The 13,971-nt window shown below is 63.4% G+C and carries 12 protein-coding genes; 6 read left to right on the top strand and 6 right to left on the bottom strand.

The window, feature by feature from the left end; all coding sequences use genetic code 11:
• The first annotated feature begins 186 nt into the window (after positions 1-186).
• From PO78_RS18785 to PO78_RS18770, 4 genes are all read left to right on the top strand, one after another.
• Positions 187-1,467, top strand: coding sequence for a tyrosine-type recombinase/integrase (locus PO78_RS18785; RefSeq protein ID WP_043746020.1), 1,281 nt, complete (start codon positions 187-189; stop codon positions 1,465-1,467).
• Positions 1,468-1,762: 295 nt separating this feature from the next.
• Positions 1,763-2,482 carry a DUF6088 family protein gene (locus tag PO78_RS18780; protein WP_052484463.1) on the top strand — a complete coding sequence of 240 codons (720 nt, stop codon included), beginning with the start codon at positions 1,763-1,765 and terminating at the stop codon, positions 2,480-2,482.
• The gene (locus PO78_RS18775) at positions 2,479-3,549 is read left to right on the top strand and encodes a nucleotidyl transferase AbiEii/AbiGii toxin family protein (RefSeq protein WP_043746016.1); all 1,071 of its coding nucleotides are present in this window, start codon (positions 2,479-2,481) and stop codon (positions 3,547-3,549) included. The genes PO78_RS18780 and PO78_RS18775 overlap by 4 nt, the downstream gene beginning before the upstream one ends.
• Before the next feature lie 5 nt (positions 3,550-3,554).
• The gene (locus PO78_RS18770) at positions 3,555-4,127 is read left to right on the top strand and encodes an AbiJ-NTD4 domain-containing protein (protein ID WP_231570765.1); all 573 of its coding nucleotides are present in this window, start codon (positions 3,555-3,557) and stop codon (positions 4,125-4,127) included.
• 17 nt (positions 4,128-4,144) lie between these two features.
• On the opposite strand, the gene PO78_RS18765 is transcribed toward PO78_RS18770, so the two are convergent.
• Positions 4,145-5,179, bottom strand: coding sequence for an IS630 family transposase (locus PO78_RS18765; RefSeq protein WP_043746013.1), 1,035 nt, complete (start codon positions 5,177-5,179; stop codon positions 4,145-4,147).
• A 106-nt stretch (positions 5,180-5,285) separates the two neighbouring features.
• Here PO78_RS18765 and PO78_RS18760 point away from each other — a divergent pair, with 106 nt between their 5' ends.
• Complete coding sequence (locus PO78_RS18760) at positions 5,286-5,498, top strand: hypothetical protein (RefSeq protein WP_231570764.1); 213 nt, start codon at positions 5,286-5,288, stop codon at positions 5,496-5,498.
• Positions 5,499-5,677: 179 nt separating this feature from the next.
• Positions 5,678-6,001 carry a hypothetical protein gene (locus PO78_RS18755; protein ID WP_043746011.1) on the top strand — a complete coding sequence of 108 codons (324 nt, stop codon included), beginning with the start codon at positions 5,678-5,680 and terminating at the stop codon, positions 5,999-6,001.
• Here the strand turns inward: PO78_RS18755 and PO78_RS18750 are convergent, their stop codons facing one another.
• The 5 genes from PO78_RS18750 to traN are packed head-to-tail and all read right to left on the bottom strand — an operon-like array spanning position 6,002 to position 13,890.
• Entirely contained in the window at positions 6,002-8,773 is a 2,772-nt protein-coding gene (locus PO78_RS18750) for a conjugal transfer protein TraG N-terminal domain-containing protein (RefSeq protein ID WP_043746006.1), read from the bottom strand. It abuts the gene before it with no gap.
• 33 nt (positions 8,774-8,806) lie between these two features.
• Positions 8,807-10,267, bottom strand: a complete 1,461-nt coding sequence (locus PO78_RS18745; RefSeq protein WP_052484462.1) for a conjugal transfer protein TraH — start codon at positions 10,265-10,267, stop codon at positions 8,807-8,809.
• 12 nt (positions 10,268-10,279) lie between these two features.
• Positions 10,280-11,092: a conjugal transfer protein TraF gene (gene traF, locus PO78_RS18740; RefSeq protein ID WP_231570763.1), complete on the bottom strand. Its 813-nt coding sequence runs from the start codon at positions 11,090-11,092 to the stop codon at positions 10,280-10,282.
• A gap of 42 nt (positions 11,093-11,134) precedes the next feature.
• Positions 11,135-11,506, bottom strand: coding sequence for a hypothetical protein (locus tag PO78_RS18735; RefSeq protein ID WP_043746002.1), 372 nt, complete (start codon positions 11,504-11,506; stop codon positions 11,135-11,137).
• Positions 11,503-13,890: a type-F conjugative transfer system mating-pair stabilization protein TraN gene (gene traN, locus PO78_RS18730; RefSeq protein WP_052484461.1), complete on the bottom strand. Its 2,388-nt coding sequence runs from the start codon at positions 13,888-13,890 to the stop codon at positions 11,503-11,505. Before traN ends, PO78_RS18735 begins: the two co-directional genes overlap by 4 nt.
• Between the last annotated feature and the right edge of the window lie 81 nt (positions 13,891-13,971).

Genomic DNA, 13,971 nt, shown 5'->3' with positions numbered 1-13,971 from the left:
GTCTTCCGGAGAAAAGCAAGTCCTGACAATTGGTTAGCGTCTCATCTGGTCTCAAATCGCCTCACTAAAGCGCGCCGAAATTGGCGGTATTGGTGACGGTATCGAAGAGCCGGCCTTGAACGACCACGGTTGATACCGTCAAATGCCCTGACGGTATCGGTTGACGGTATCAGTTCGGGGGATGAGATGCTCACTGACTTGAAGTTGAAGGCGCTGAAGCCCACGGGAAAAATCTACAAGGTTGCCGATCAACAGGGGCTCTACGTCGCTGTCACGCGGACAGGAGTAGTTAGTTTCCGGTTTGACTACCGGGTGAATGGCCGGCGCGAAACGCTGGTGATAGGCCAGTACGATCCGAATCTCGGGGCCAAGAAACCGCGTGATTTGGTGGAACTGGACTACGGTATGTCCTTGACCCTGGCCGAGGCGCGACTACTGCTGACGCGGGCTCACCGATCCGTCGAGCAAGGCGAGAGTCCCTCACGCACCAAGGTTGAAAAGCGAGTCGAGGCTGCGGACGCGTTAACGTTTGGCAAGTGGGCCGAAAAGTACTTCGCTGAAGCTGACTTGGCTGAGTCCACCCGGTCCATGCGAAAGTCGGTCTATGACCGCAACTTGGCAGAGGAATTTGGCCGGCTGAAGTTGGAAGAGATCACGCCGGTTCGGCTGATGGCCAGGTGCGAGAAGATCAAGGAGCGGGGGGCTGCAGCACCTGCGGTTCAGTCGCGCGAAATCGTGCTGCAAGTCTTTCGTTTCATCCAGGCGCGGGGATTGAAGATCGACAATCCCGCTGAGGCGATTCGACCCAGCGCCATCGCCACGTTCAAAGCTCGGGACAGAGCCCTGTCACCAGCCGAGATTCATACATTTTTCAACGCGCTCGACCAGACCGCGACCACGTCGACACTGCGTTTGGCGGTCAAATTCATGCTGCTCACTCTGGTGCGCAAATCGGAATTCATCGAGGCAACATGGGGCGAGGTGAACTTCGAGACGGCGATATGGACGATCCCGAAGGAGCGCATGAAGGCGGGGCGCCCTCACAATGTGTACCTTAGCCAGCAGGCGTTGGACATCCTGGTCGCTTTCAAGACCTGTTTCAGCGCCAGTTCGTACCTGCATCCCGGACGTTACGAGACGGAGTTGCCGATCAGCGCGGCGACGTTGAACCGGGTGATTGATGCCACCGTGACCTTGATCCGTGGCCGCGGTGAAGACTTCGAGCCCTTCACCGTACATGACCTGCGCCGCACGGCCAGTACATTGCTCCACGAAGCCGGCTTCAACAGCGACTGGATCGAGAAGTGCCTTGCTCATGAGCAGCGCGGTGTGCGTGCGATCTACAACAAGGCCGAGTACGCCGAACAGCGAAGAGCGATGCTTCAAACCTGGGCCGATATGCTTGATGGTTGGATCAAGAATGGCGCCAATGTGGTGCCTATTCGACGAGGCGTCAGCATCGCTTGACGATGCTTGTGCCAAGCGGTCTCCGCCTTGATGCAACGTCCCCGAAGTTTCCGAGACGGGGCATAGTCGTCGGTCCTGACAAAACCCGTCTACCGCTTTGGTAACGCCTACCTGTGGCCATGAATGCGTCGGTTCGCTGCTTGGCGCGCAGCAGCTGTAGCAAGGCGCGTGGGATCAGGCCCGTGGCCGGCAGGGAGGAGACTAGGTGCAGGTGTCCGAAATAGATCTACAATTTTCGGACATTACTTGTTGCCCGCTGTCCGAAAAAGTTGTACAAATATCGGACAGGTGCCCTATGTCCGATCTCAAATTCGCGATCTCCTCGCAGATCAACGCCGCCGGTGCCGGCCATGTCTGGGTGCCGACCGACTTCGCACACCTCGGCAACCGTGATGCGATCGACAAGACGCTCCAGCGCATGGTGCTGGCGGGCGACCTGCGCCGTATCGACCGTGGGTTGTACGACAAACCCACTATCAACCGTTTGACTCAGCGTCCCACCACCCCGGACTATCGCGCAATCGTCGAGGCCATTGCTCGGCGCGACCAACTTCGTCTGTTGGTGGATGGCATGACGGCGGCGAATGATCTCGGCTTGACGGACGCCGTCCCGGCCCGCGTCACCATCCACACTGATGCACGCCGCCGAGCGATCAAACTCGACAAGCTGACCATCGACTTCAAGCAGACCGCGCCCAGTCGTCTCTACTGGGCCGGTCGTCCCGCCATGCGGGTCGTACAAGCGCTGCACTGGCTGAAAGACACGTTGGTCTCCGACCGCGACCGCATCCTGAATCGCCTGAGCCAACTGCTGGCCGATCCGAACCATGGCACGGTACTCCGCCAGGATCTGCTTGACGGGTTCAATACCTTGCCAGCGTGGATGCAAAGCCTGATCCGTGAACTGCCCGGATGCGACCCGCTGGCCACCGTGGCCAAGACTCCGCAACCGCGAAGCAGCGTGAAGCGATCGGCGAGTCCCGGTTCCCTTGGAAGCGCAGGGAGGGCCAGTTGAACCCATCCTTCCGTGAGGTGATCACCGCCGCCGACGCCGACCGGCTCGATCTATTTCTGGGCGCTGCCGCCCGTCTCGGCACGGCGGTCCAGAACGTCGAAAAGGACTTCTGGGTCTGCTGGACCCTGGACGTGTTGTTCAACGGCTTGGCGGCAGGCGGGCCCCGGCTTCTGTTCAAAGGCGGCACTTCCCTGTCCAAGGCGTTCGGCCTGATCTCCCGTTTTTCCGAGGACATTGACATCACGGTGTTCCGGGACGACTTGGGGCAAGCGGCCGACGTGGCGGAACTGGAAGCCTTGAGCGGGAAGAAACGTCGTGCGCGTCTCGAATCCATCCGCTCAGCTTGCCAGGCGTACATCGCCGGGCCTTTGACGGACCAATTTGCTCAGGTCGCCGCGGCCGTCATCCCACAGGGGCGTTTCCGGTTGGAACTCGACCCAGACGACCAGGACGGCCAGAGCCTGCTGTTCTGGTATCCCGCCGTCACGCCCACGGCCGGCAGCTACATTCGCTCAGCCGTCAAGATCGAATCCGGTGCGAAGTCGGCGCTGGACCCGCACATCGCAGCTTCGGTCGTACCGTACGTCGCACAAGATCTGCCCGGGTTGGATCTGGCGGTGGGTAACGTCACCACCGTGAAGCCAGAGCGCACTTTCTGGGACAAGGTCATCATCCTGCACGGCCTCCGACAGTGGCACGACCGCCGCGGCGAACTCCGGCACGGCGGACAGCGCGTCTCGCGCCACTACTACGACGTGCACCGCCTGATGCAGGCACCGGCATCGTCCGAGTGGCAGGCCGATCATGCGCTTGCCGTCGATTGCGCCCAGCACGCGAGGCTCTTCTTCGGCAGTGCCGACCTGGGGCTGGATGCAGCCCAATCCGGTACATTCACGCTCATGCCCAGTCCGGCGATGCGTGAAGCGCTCGCCAAAGACTACGCAGCCATGGCCGGCATGGTCTTCGGTGAAGTTCCACGGCTTGACGCCGTACTTGCCAGCATCGAGCGCTTCGAACAGGTCGTCAATGGGACTGTGGTCGCGGCACCGCTCGCGCCGAAGGAATGAATTTCGTGAACGACTACTTCAGCGACCGGGAGAATGGGCCGCGGGCGCGAACCGAGCAGGTGATTTCACCGGCTGTCTGGGCGGGCTTGGTGGCGACGGTACAGGCGCTGATCAATAGTGGAGCCTTCGGCCTGCGTTTCCCCGATCGCTGTCCGGATGGACAGGCCGTATGTGGATGCGATGCGGATGCCCTGGCCGCAAGCGTGATTGCGGAGATGCCGGGACTAGCATGGCCGCTCGAAACCACGAGGATGGCGGAAGACGGCTTCCTGTCGCAGCATGAGCCCTTCGCGCCGGATACGCTGTTGATCCTGGACTTCATCGAGTTCGTTTACGCTTCGGTGGCGAAGCCGATTCCCGGGAAGCACCACGACTTCTTCAGCCACCATCATCTGACATTCGATCAACAGTCCGGACAGGAAGAGTTCCGGGCGACCATCAATCGCATCTTTTCACGCAACGGCGTGGCCTTCGAGATGCTGTCGACCGGCCGTATTGTGCGGGTGCTTCCGCCGGTGCTTGGGGAAGACTTGAAGCGAACGCTGTTTCGGACCGGGGATCGGACGCTCGATTACTAACCTTCTAGAAAGTAATGTCAGATAAGAGCGTACTGGCACTCGGGCTGACGGAAGAACGATTTGACGAGGCTCGGCAGTCGTTGAATCCGACGCAGCGCGCCCAGCGCCAGCCGCTTCATTTCGTCTTTGTCCTGCACCAGGCGCTTCGAGACCTGACGCTTCACATGCGCCCAGACCTGTTCGTCGGGATTCAGTTGGGGCGAGTACGGCGGCAGGTAGAAGAGCTTGAGTTGCCCTTTCAGGCTCTCGACGTAGGCCCGAACCAGTTTGGCCTTGTGAATGGGGTGCCCGTCGACGATCACGAAGACCGGCTTGTCGGCGCCGATCATCAGACGCTTGAGGAACTCGCGAAACACCGTGGCGGTGACCGAACCGTCGTGGAGCATGAAGCGAAACTCGCCCTGCGGGCTCACCGCCGAAATCATGTTCAGCGAGAAGCGCCGGCCGGTGACCTCGACCACCGGCGTCTGCCCACGCGGCGCCCACGTCGTGCCGGTGTGGTAATCGGAACGGATTCCCGACTCGTCGGCGAAGTAGATCGTCGCCCCCGCCGCACGCGCTTCCGCGCGAATCGCCGGATAGGTTTCCGCCTCCCATCGCCGCACCAGTGCGGCGTCCTGTTGCCATGCTTGGTAGAGCGGCTTTTGGGCGCTGAATCCGAGCACCTTCATGAGCCGGCTGACCGTGGCGATCGACAACGCCTTGCCGAACTGCCGGTTGATCAGCGCGCGGATCAGCGACAGCGTCCACAGCCCGAACTCGAACTTGTACTGCAGCGGCGTGTGGTCCCGAACGGCCTGAGCGAGCCAGCGCATCTCCTCCGCGCTCACCTTCGACGGACGCCCGGGGATCGGCTTGGCGAGCAGCGCGTTCTGCCCGCCGCTGGCGAAGTCGGCCAGCCACCGAAAGACGCTGCGCACGTTCACGCCGAAGGCGGCCGCTACGCTTTGCGCCGTCTGCCCTTCGCGAACCGCCTTGATGGCCTGCTGGCGCATGACCTGAAGCGAGTGGTGGTCGATCGCGCGACCGTCCGAGTTCCGTTTGCATTTCATGCGCGTATTGTCTCATGCAATGACAATACTTACGAGAATGTTAGTATATGCTGGAAGAGTGTCGGGCAAAGTTCTCAGAGCGCACCCGCTGTTGCGCCGCGAGGCCTTGGAGCGCCTGTGGGACGCCTGGGAGCGGCTCAAATCCCTCGCCGACCCCGGCGACAAGAAGAGATCGATCAAAGTCATCCTTGATGCCGCTGCGGCAGAGCCGTCACTTCGGGCGCGTCTGGAGGAAGAAGCGAAAGAACTGACGGGCATCGGAAACAGCCATCTCATCCGGCACTCAGAAGTTTGCTCAGGTGCCCGTCATCGACGTTGATCAGGTCGACTACCTGTTCCACCGCCTTTTCGCGATGATCCAGTTGCTGCTGAGAAAGAAGGGAACAGAGTGAGGGGCGTGGTGGATAGCGGGCCTTGATGGTGGAAATGCAAATGAGATAGGCGCACATAGGCTTGAAACTAGTCCTATCAGATGTAGCCTGAATCCAGGAGGGCGACATGAGAAAACTCATCTTCATAGGATTCACCGTGCTGGGGGCGCTAATCGGCTTGATCTCCGCTGCGAATAGCGGTTGGGAAACCCGCCTTGTGATGATGGGAGTCGGTGCGCTCTTCGGAGCGCCCATTGGCGGGGTTCTGGCCAGCATTGGAATGAAAAGGCGGCAGCCTCTGGAATGGGACGAGAATCCCCTCCCTGGGATGGGCACTACGCCGAAGGATTTGGCCGCGAACTACTGGCGCGACAAGGGCCACCCACCATTCATGAAGCCGTCTGAAGCTGAACCCGACAAGCACATGTTCGATCCTGACAGACTCGGCTGACTACTTACGCAGCAAGTCCTTTACCACATCCTTTGCATTGTCGAGTGTTGCCGCGGCATCCTGACCTACCTGTTTGCCTGACTGCACGAGCAGCGATTTCTTCGATGCAAGCGTTCCGTCATCCGACTTGATGATCTCTGCCTTGGAGTCAAAGCTTGTGCGGTTCGATTCTGCGTCCGAGCGTATTTGATCGCCTTGGGTACGAACCTCCTCTCGAACGGGCGACACGGATGGAGCAGTTCCCGGCGCTGGTGTACCGTTCCCAAACCGTGAGGTCTGCTCGCGGCCGGATTGGTACTGACCTGCGATGTCGGGCGTCAATACGATGTCATCTCTCAGTTGCATATGCTGGTCTCGAATGTCTCCAAAGGAGGCTGGCAGTGCGGTCCCGTCGGAGAACACTCGATTTGGCCGAAGAGATTGCCGCGCCAGTTCCGATTCCATCAAGGCGTGCGCTGCAGCGCTATCGCCGCCGTATTGCTCCGCGTAGCGCATAAACATCTCCAGGTTGTGTGGGTCCTGAGCGATGTCGATGGAAATGGTCTCTCCCTTCTCATGGGCAGCAGACACACGTTCCGCGAAGGCTGTACGCTCCGCGAGACTTGCCTCGGCGCGTTCCAATCGCGCATGGGTGGAGGCAAGCCGGGCAGTCATGTCGCGCGCTTCACGGGCATCGTTGGCGATCACGCTCGTGAAGCTCGCGTCGCGCGACACCCTGTCACCGAACTGCTTGAACTCTGCCAACTGTTCGCTGCTCATGCTGCTCAGGACCTTTTGTTCTTGGACCGATAAGCCAGACAGGTAACTCTTGTCCGCGCGAGCGTCCAGGCGGCCACCAACGACACCAGCATTTACTCCCAAGTGACCGGCCGCTCCGAACGCGATACTGGCAACTTGAGACTGCGACAGTCCGGTGCTTTCGGCCACACTCTTTGATATCTGATCCAGCCTGTTCAGCGTCTCGCCCATCTGCTCGAAGCTGCTGGAGGTGGATCCACTGCTACTGCGCGATGAGCGCAGTTTGGTCAGCCCGTGTGAGAACGCTTCCGCCAGTACGGCCGAGCGCTCGTTGCTGGCTGCGATGGCCTCATTTCGTGCCGCGTCAGCCTGCCGACTCGCCTGTACCACATCCTGCTCGGACACACGCATCGAGACCATCCGCGACGCATAGCCTTGGTTGCGCAGCAGGCTGATGGCCGTCCGTCCGGTCAGCACATTCGACGAGAAGGTGTTCCCGCTCAGGTCGTTTTGCCAGCTGTGCATGAAGGCCGAGGTGCGGTTGGGCGCCAGGTGCATCTGGTCCATCCCCACGTTCCCCATGGAAACGTTGCCGACGGTCGCAGCCGAGGTTCCCCCCGAGATCATCGCCTGCAGGCCCGACAGGCCCCCGACCAGGGCCGTCCCGAAGTTTTCCATGCGCTTTAAGGCCGCCCAGGCGATGAAGGGGATACTGATCGCGAGGTAACCGACGACGGCCTCGCCCGAGATCACACGCGAATAGATCGTCGAGGCGGTCTGCAGGGCCAGTGCCTTGGTGCCGGTACCGAGGTCCGCCGCGGCCGCCAGATCGTAGGCCGCGTAGATCGAGGCCATGTAGTTGAGGATGGCGTAGAGCGGGGGCCACAGCTGGATCCAGATGAGCACCGCCGCGTAGCCCTTGAAGGCGATCATGGTCTCGCGGCCGCTGGTAAGCAGGAGGAGCAGGACGAAGAGCGGGAACATCGCGTAGGTCACCGCCTCGACCACGTTGCGGAACACCGGCAGGGCCTGCTCGGCCACCTTCCCGTAGTTGAGCCAAGTCGCGTTCTGCTGGGCCACGGCTTGGGCACGGCCGACCGCCAGCACCATGGCTGCCGGATCATTGACCTTCTGGCCGACGATCTTGCTGGTGTCGTCGATTGCATTGAGCATGGCGTTCTGCCGGATGAGATCGGCGGCGGTCGCCGCGGCGGTGGCGATGCTGTTCTTGAGATAGGCCTGCTGGATCTGCCCGGCGATGGCCGCTGCCGCCGCGGCGCCCGGCAAGGTCGGGTTAAGCTGGAAGGCGAGTCGCCCCTCGATACGAGTGATCTGGGCCGGCAGTCGCCCGTTGAGGCTCTGATAGACGTTGGGGCAGGTGTCGACGCCCACGCTGCCGCCCGCGCTGGTGAGAGTGCTGAAGCGCGCAGGGTTGGGCGAAGCCATCAACGGCCAGACATCGTCCGACGTGGAGAATGCGGCCGGATCGAGGGTGCCGTCGATGAGGTCGTAGCTCGTGCAGTTGTGGATGAAGTTGATGAGGTCGGTACGGAACGCCGGGTCCTGGAAGACCACGTTGCCGGTCTCGCGGATCAGGCGATTGCCGAACATCAGTCCGTTCTGCTGGTAACTGAGCTCGGCCGGCAGCGCGCCGATGCCGGGTATGACCTGGAACGCCGTCTCGAACAACCCGGTCAGGGTGTGGCCGATGGTGCTGGTGAGGCTGCCCAGCAAGGCCACGCCGAAGGGCACGTTGTCGACCACCTTGACGGCGGAACCGCCGGTCTTGTCCACGATTCCGACGGTCACCTTGGGCACGATCAGCACCGAGAACACCAGCACCACGGTGGCCAGCCACTTCCAGCCCTGCAATTTCTCGGGGGCGAAGGCGTAGGCGATGAGCGCCGCGACGAAGCCGCAGAAGGCCACGGCCGCCACCGCCGCCGCGTAGTCGCCCGACGCATGGATGGCCGCCGCGGCGTTGAAGACGCCGAACAGGCTGTCGGCATTCTGGTAGGCGTAAATCTCCCACATGGCCGTCCTTCTCCTCGCACGATCCCGTCGGCGCTACTGCGCCAGATAGGCGGCCTGCTGGCCGAGCATGTCCATCACATGCTGCGGCATGCTGGAGCGTAACTGGCGTTCGAGCTGTTCCAGGTGGCTGGCCACGGCCCGGAAGGAGCCCACCTTCTGGTACAGCAGGTTCTTCTCCTGCGAGATTTGCAGGAGCATCGCCTGGGCGCGCTGGCGGACCTGATTGGCCTGCTCGCGTTGCGTCTGCTGCAGCGTGTAGTTCTTGTCCAGGGCGGCCATGCCCAGACGCAGGTTGCGTTCGAGGAAGACGTAGGCGTAGTCGGCGGCGATGACGTCGCGGTACTGGGCGATCAGGCTGTCGGATAGCCCCGACCCCGGGATGCTGGTCCCGATGGACAGCATCTTGTAGACCGGTTCGGTGGTCTGGTTCACGAAGCCGACCTCGGCCGAGTTGTTGGGGATGGCGGTGCGCGAGGCGATCTTTTCCGCGATGGAGCGCATCATCGTCTCGACCTTGGCGGTGAAGGGCGTGTGGGTGTAGGTGGTGTTCAGGCTGACCACGTCGCAGTTGGTGTAGTCGTTGCACTTCAACATGTGCTGGATGACATCCGTGCCGCTCGCTGCGCTCTGGCCATAGAGCAACTGGCTGATCGACGTGAGCGTGGGCGCGATCGGCTCGGGGTCACGGGCCGATTCTTCCGGGTAGTAGATGATCGTGCCGACCATGCTCATGATCAGCTCGCGTTCCTGGTCGTCGAGATAGGAGCCGGTGTACTGCAACGCCTTCCACGTGAGGTTGCCGACGAAAGGGGCCTTGTTCTTCACGTTCGGATCGCTGGAAGCCCGCGCCGAGGACAGGATGCTGGGCCGGTCGGTGGCGCAGCGCCGGCGCGCCGCATCGCGGTCGCTCTCCAGTCCCATCTCGATGGCGAGGTCGGCGCAGGTTTCCTGGGAGCTGTAGCCGAGCGACTCGGCGGCGGTGCTGACGATGGCCTTGGCGGTCTCGCACGAGTTGATGCGGGCATTGTTGATCCAGGTCTCCAGGCCCTTGGCCCATTTGGTGAGACCGCCCAGCAGCGGCGAGACCGCTTCGAGCGCCAACTGGAAGGCGATGCCGGGCAGGGCCGCGGTGATGTTCCTCAGCATGTTCTTGAACTCCTCGGCCGAGATGTGGCTGAAGCTGCCGCCGAAGACGTCGATCCCGCCGCAGCCCGCCTTGGCGCTGGGGAACTGGATGGCCGCGAGCTGATAGACCTTGTTGGGCGAGCGCATCATCAGGTTGCCGCCGGCGTAGGTGTTGAAGGTCTGGCCGCGGAAGGCGCCGGGCGCGGTGTAATTGCCGATGGCTCCGAGGTTATTGAACATGTCGTTAACCTCCGCGTTGAGGTCGCCCGCGTGCAGGGGGGCGGAGGCGGCAAGCAGCAGGGCGGCCAGCGCGAACGCGGCCGTCCGGCGCGTGAAGGAAGGGACCGTCGGGCGTGGCAGGGTGGACATGTTGGTGGACTCCTAACGAAGGTCGATCTGCCGCGTCGCGCTGGGCAGCATCGCCTCGCCCTGCGGGGTCGAGACGACGGCGAGACGCTCCAGCAACTGGGATTCGGAGAGCACGCCGAAGCCGATGGGCGTGATCCTTCCGGTGAAGGGTTGCGCCAGGAAGACGGCGGGCACCTGAGTGACCTTCAGGGTGGTGGCGATGCCGTTGTCCGGGCGCGCCTCGGGGAAGCCCGGCATCGGACCGCCGTCCATGCTGACGGCGACGACCTGGATGCCATGGCGCGCCTGAAAGGCAGCCAGGGTCGGCGCGAAGGCATGGCAGTAGGGGCAGTCCGAGCGATAGAAAAAGAACAGCACATGGTCCTTGCCCAGATCGGCGATCGCGCGGGAGCGCCCGGCCTGCTGGGTCTGCTCGAACACTTCCAGCGCCTTGGCGTTGACCGGTCGACCCTGCAGGGTCGGATCGAGCTCGGGCGTCGCCCAGGCCACCCGCTGGGCGACGTCGGCGAAATGGGAGGCACGCGCGACAACCTGGGACTCGAGTTCCATGTAGCGCCGCACGTTCGCCTCGGTCGGCAGCATGATGGCGATGTTGCGGGTGTCCTCCAGGGCCTTCTGCAGACGTTCGAACTCGACCAGTTCCGGAGCTTTCGAGGTCGGAGCCGAGGGCACAGCCTGCTCCAGCACAGTCGGGCGTTCATGTTCCGCGGCCGGTGGATCCTCATAGAAATGCCAGCCGCGCCAACTGTCAGACCAGTAGCGCGCAGCGGCATCCTGGGCCGACGCCACGCCGGCGCCCAGCAGCAAGGCCAGCGCCAGCGGCAAGCGGACGGACGTGGGGAACGCGGAACGTTTCATGCCGGACGGCTACTTCAGGGATTGCGGCGGTCGGCCGTCGAGGCAGTAGTCGATGCCGAAGTCCATCGTCTGCCGGCGCGGGGTCGTGGCGCCGGGGAGCAGAACACCCTCCTGCCAGAACGTGACCTTCAAGCGGCCGCAGCCCGGTTGCGCGTAGCGCTTCTCGGTCGTCACGTCGATGTAGATTGGCGAGGTGGCGCCGAAGCGCCGGGTGATCGCGTCGGCCATCTCCCCGGTGAGGATCCCCTGGGCGTGCCCGTCGGTCGCCTGGAGGGCGGCCAGCATGAGCGGGCGCGCATCGGGTACCGGCGCGCGGGATGCGTCGTCGGCGAGGACGGGCGACGCGAGCACGGCCAGCGCTGCGGCATAGATCAACTTCATTGGCATTTCCCCTGTCCGTAGTAGCAGGTGGTGAGGCGCGCGGCATTGCTGCCCTGGATCGCTCCGACATTGGGGAGCGTCGGGACGATCGAGGCATAGAATTCCGTGAGGTCCATCGCCGCGAAATCGAGGCGCTGGAGCTGGGCGATGGTGAAGCCCGAGCAGTCGGGGTTCTTGCCGGAGCCCCAGCCCTTGCCCACCTGCACGCGGCCCTGTTCGTTGACGATGCGCGCGAGCTTGCTGTTGAAGCAGCACTTGCCCGTGGTGTGCTCGATGCAGGCGACGCACTTGCCGAAAACGCGGATGCACGACGAGCACCAAGTGCCAACCTTGTGGCAGAGCCCGGCCCCTTCCTTCATCGCGAGCTTGCCTTCCTCCTCGTTGCAGGACGACATGGACATGACGATGTATATGACCACGGCGATGGCGAGCGACCACGGATCGAAGGCGATCACCACGCTGTCCCCCGCATAAAGGACCGCCGAGCCGGCGGGCAGGGCGGCGCCATTGACCGCCACGGTCACGCCGTAGGTGGTGAAGGTGCCGCTGAAGCCCCCGCCGAGGAGCAGCGCCTGCATTCCCTGGTACAGGAACTCGCGGTTGTCGGCGTTCATCAGCACGTCGTAAACGAGGCGCGAGCCGGTGCCGAACAGGCTCTGGTTGGTCATGCCGGCGCCGGCCGAGTCGGAATAGCAGCAGTTCTTGAACAACCGGTCGCGGCAGCGGTTGCCCTCGCCCTTGAAGACCTGCATGCGGTCGGTGTCGAGATACACGCCGGCCTCGCGCGCCGCCTCCATCAGGGACATCGAACGGGCGAAGTCGGCGTCATTGGTGTAGCTGGTGTTGAAGCAGTTTCCGGCGAGGCAGAAGACGTTCGCCGGACAGTTCGTTGCCGTGACGGTATTGCCCGGCGGCACCGGGCAGGTGTAGGTGTTCTCGGTGATCTCGCAGATGCCGGTGGCCGCGTTCATCTGCCGGCATACAGTGCCTGCTGGGGCACAGCCGGCCGCAATCAGGGGCGCGCACTCGTCGCTCGCGGCGGCTTGCGCGCAGGCGAGTGTCGTCTCGTACTGCCAGCAGGCACGCGATACGGAGGTGCCGTTCACGACCTTGGTGGCCGGGCCGTCGACGCAGCGCGCGGCTCCTGCCACCGTGCAGCGGCCACCGGCGGCGAGGGCGGGGCACTGGTCGTCCCATCGATCGGTTTCGGTCACCGTTGTGTGGGGACGTTCGTAATTCAGGATCATCTGCGGAATCGACCCATAGGCCGGATTGACCCGCCAGCCGACCACGAGACGTTGCGCGTCCTTGGTCCAGAAGTAGCCGGGCACGGTGCCCGTCACGTCATAGCCGATGAGTCCGGACGCCGTCGCGGACGGCGCATAGCAGGCGGACGCCTCGAAGGCGGAAATGTCGCCGCCCCAGCCCCACCAGGGCAGGATGTTGTCGCCACTCTGGGTCCCGGACGGGCAGGCGCCATAGACTTCGAGGAAGGGGCGCTCCAGCGCGCAGTCGCCGAAGCCCGAGTCGCCACCTCCGTCGGCGCAGACGCGCCGGTATTCCTGGGCGACCATGGCGGTCAGCCGACAACTGTCGCCGACGCACTGATTGTCGGCGACCCACAGGCCATTCTGGCCGTCGCCCCACCACCACCATGAGCCGCTGCGGGGGAGCGTCGCGACCATGCGGGGAAACGCCAGCGGCGTGGTCATATCGAGGTCGAAGTACGTCAAGGGCGTACCCCGGTCGGTAACCCGGAAATGCTGTTGGCTGGCAGGCCTGTCCGGTATGCACTGCACATCCAGGCCGGTGCGGCCCGAAGCGGCGTTGGCGAACCAGTTGCCCGGTGTGCAACTGCTGGTGCGCGACACCGATACGCTCAATGAGCGCGTGCAGGAGTACGGGGAGGTGCCGCTGTACTGGCGGCAGACGCGGTTTTCGGTGGGGGGGGTGGCGACGCGATTCACCTCACAGCCGCTGTAATAGGTGGCGATGTCTTCCAGGGTCGCCGCGGGGTTGGCGGCGATGGCTCGGGCGGCGCTCACTGCCGGGTCGTAGGGCGAGATGGCCTCGCGCGGCGTGTTGGCCGACGTCATCGCCCCGCGCTGAGCCTCACAGACGGGATCGCCGGTAGCGGTGGCGCAGGCGGTCAGGCGGGCATTGGCCGACCCCGCCAAGCTGGGCAGGCCGTAATACGCGGTTTCCGGCGGTGTGCTGGTATAACCCGGTACGGTGCTCGAGGCGCTCGGCGCATTGACCGTCCCCCGGATTACCGGGTTGGCCGCCTGGCCGGCTGCGGTGCCTTCCTCGAACGGGTCGGCCACGGCAGCGGTCTGCGTCGTGACGAAGCAGAAGAGCGTGATCCAGATGATCCAGCGGCGCATCCAGCCTCCGCCGAGCCGCCTCAAGGAGGCTGGTGCCCCTTCGGGGGGCAGCGAACGAACGTGAGCGTGGGGGCCGTTCAT

The sequence above is a fragment of the Thauera sp. SWB20 genome (assembly GCF_000831325.1).
Taxonomy (GTDB): Bacteria; Pseudomonadota; Gammaproteobacteria; order Burkholderiales; family Rhodocyclaceae; genus Thauera; species Thauera aminoaromatica.
This window is presented reverse-complemented; position numbering and strand designations above follow the sequence as displayed.

Excerpts from the sequence above, each read along its gene's own strand:
- PO78_RS18755 (WP_043746011.1), top strand. The coding sequence starts at position 5,678 with ATGAGAAAACTCATCTTCATAGGATTCACCGTGCTGGGGGCGCTAATC.
- traN (WP_052484461.1), bottom strand. The coding sequence starts at position 13,890 with ATGCGCCGCTGGATCATCTGGATCACGCTCTTCTGCTTCGTCACGACG.
- PO78_RS18765 (WP_043746013.1), bottom strand. The coding sequence starts at position 5,179 with ATGAAATGCAAACGGAACTCGGACGGTCGCGCGATCGACCACCACTCG.
- PO78_RS18745 (WP_052484462.1), bottom strand. The coding sequence starts at position 10,267 with ATGTCCACCCTGCCACGCCCGACGGTCCCTTCCTTCACGCGCCGGACG.
- PO78_RS18785 (WP_043746020.1), top strand. The coding sequence starts at position 187 with ATGCTCACTGACTTGAAGTTGAAGGCGCTGAAGCCCACGGGAAAAATC.
- PO78_RS18735 (WP_043746002.1), bottom strand. The coding sequence starts at position 11,506 with ATGAAGTTGATCTATGCCGCAGCGCTGGCCGTGCTCGCGTCGCCCGTC.
- PO78_RS18780 (WP_052484463.1), top strand. The coding sequence starts at position 1,763 with ATGTCCGATCTCAAATTCGCGATCTCCTCGCAGATCAACGCCGCCGGT.
- PO78_RS18750 (WP_043746006.1), bottom strand. The coding sequence starts at position 8,773 with ATGTGGGAGATTTACGCCTACCAGAATGCCGACAGCCTGTTCGGCGTC.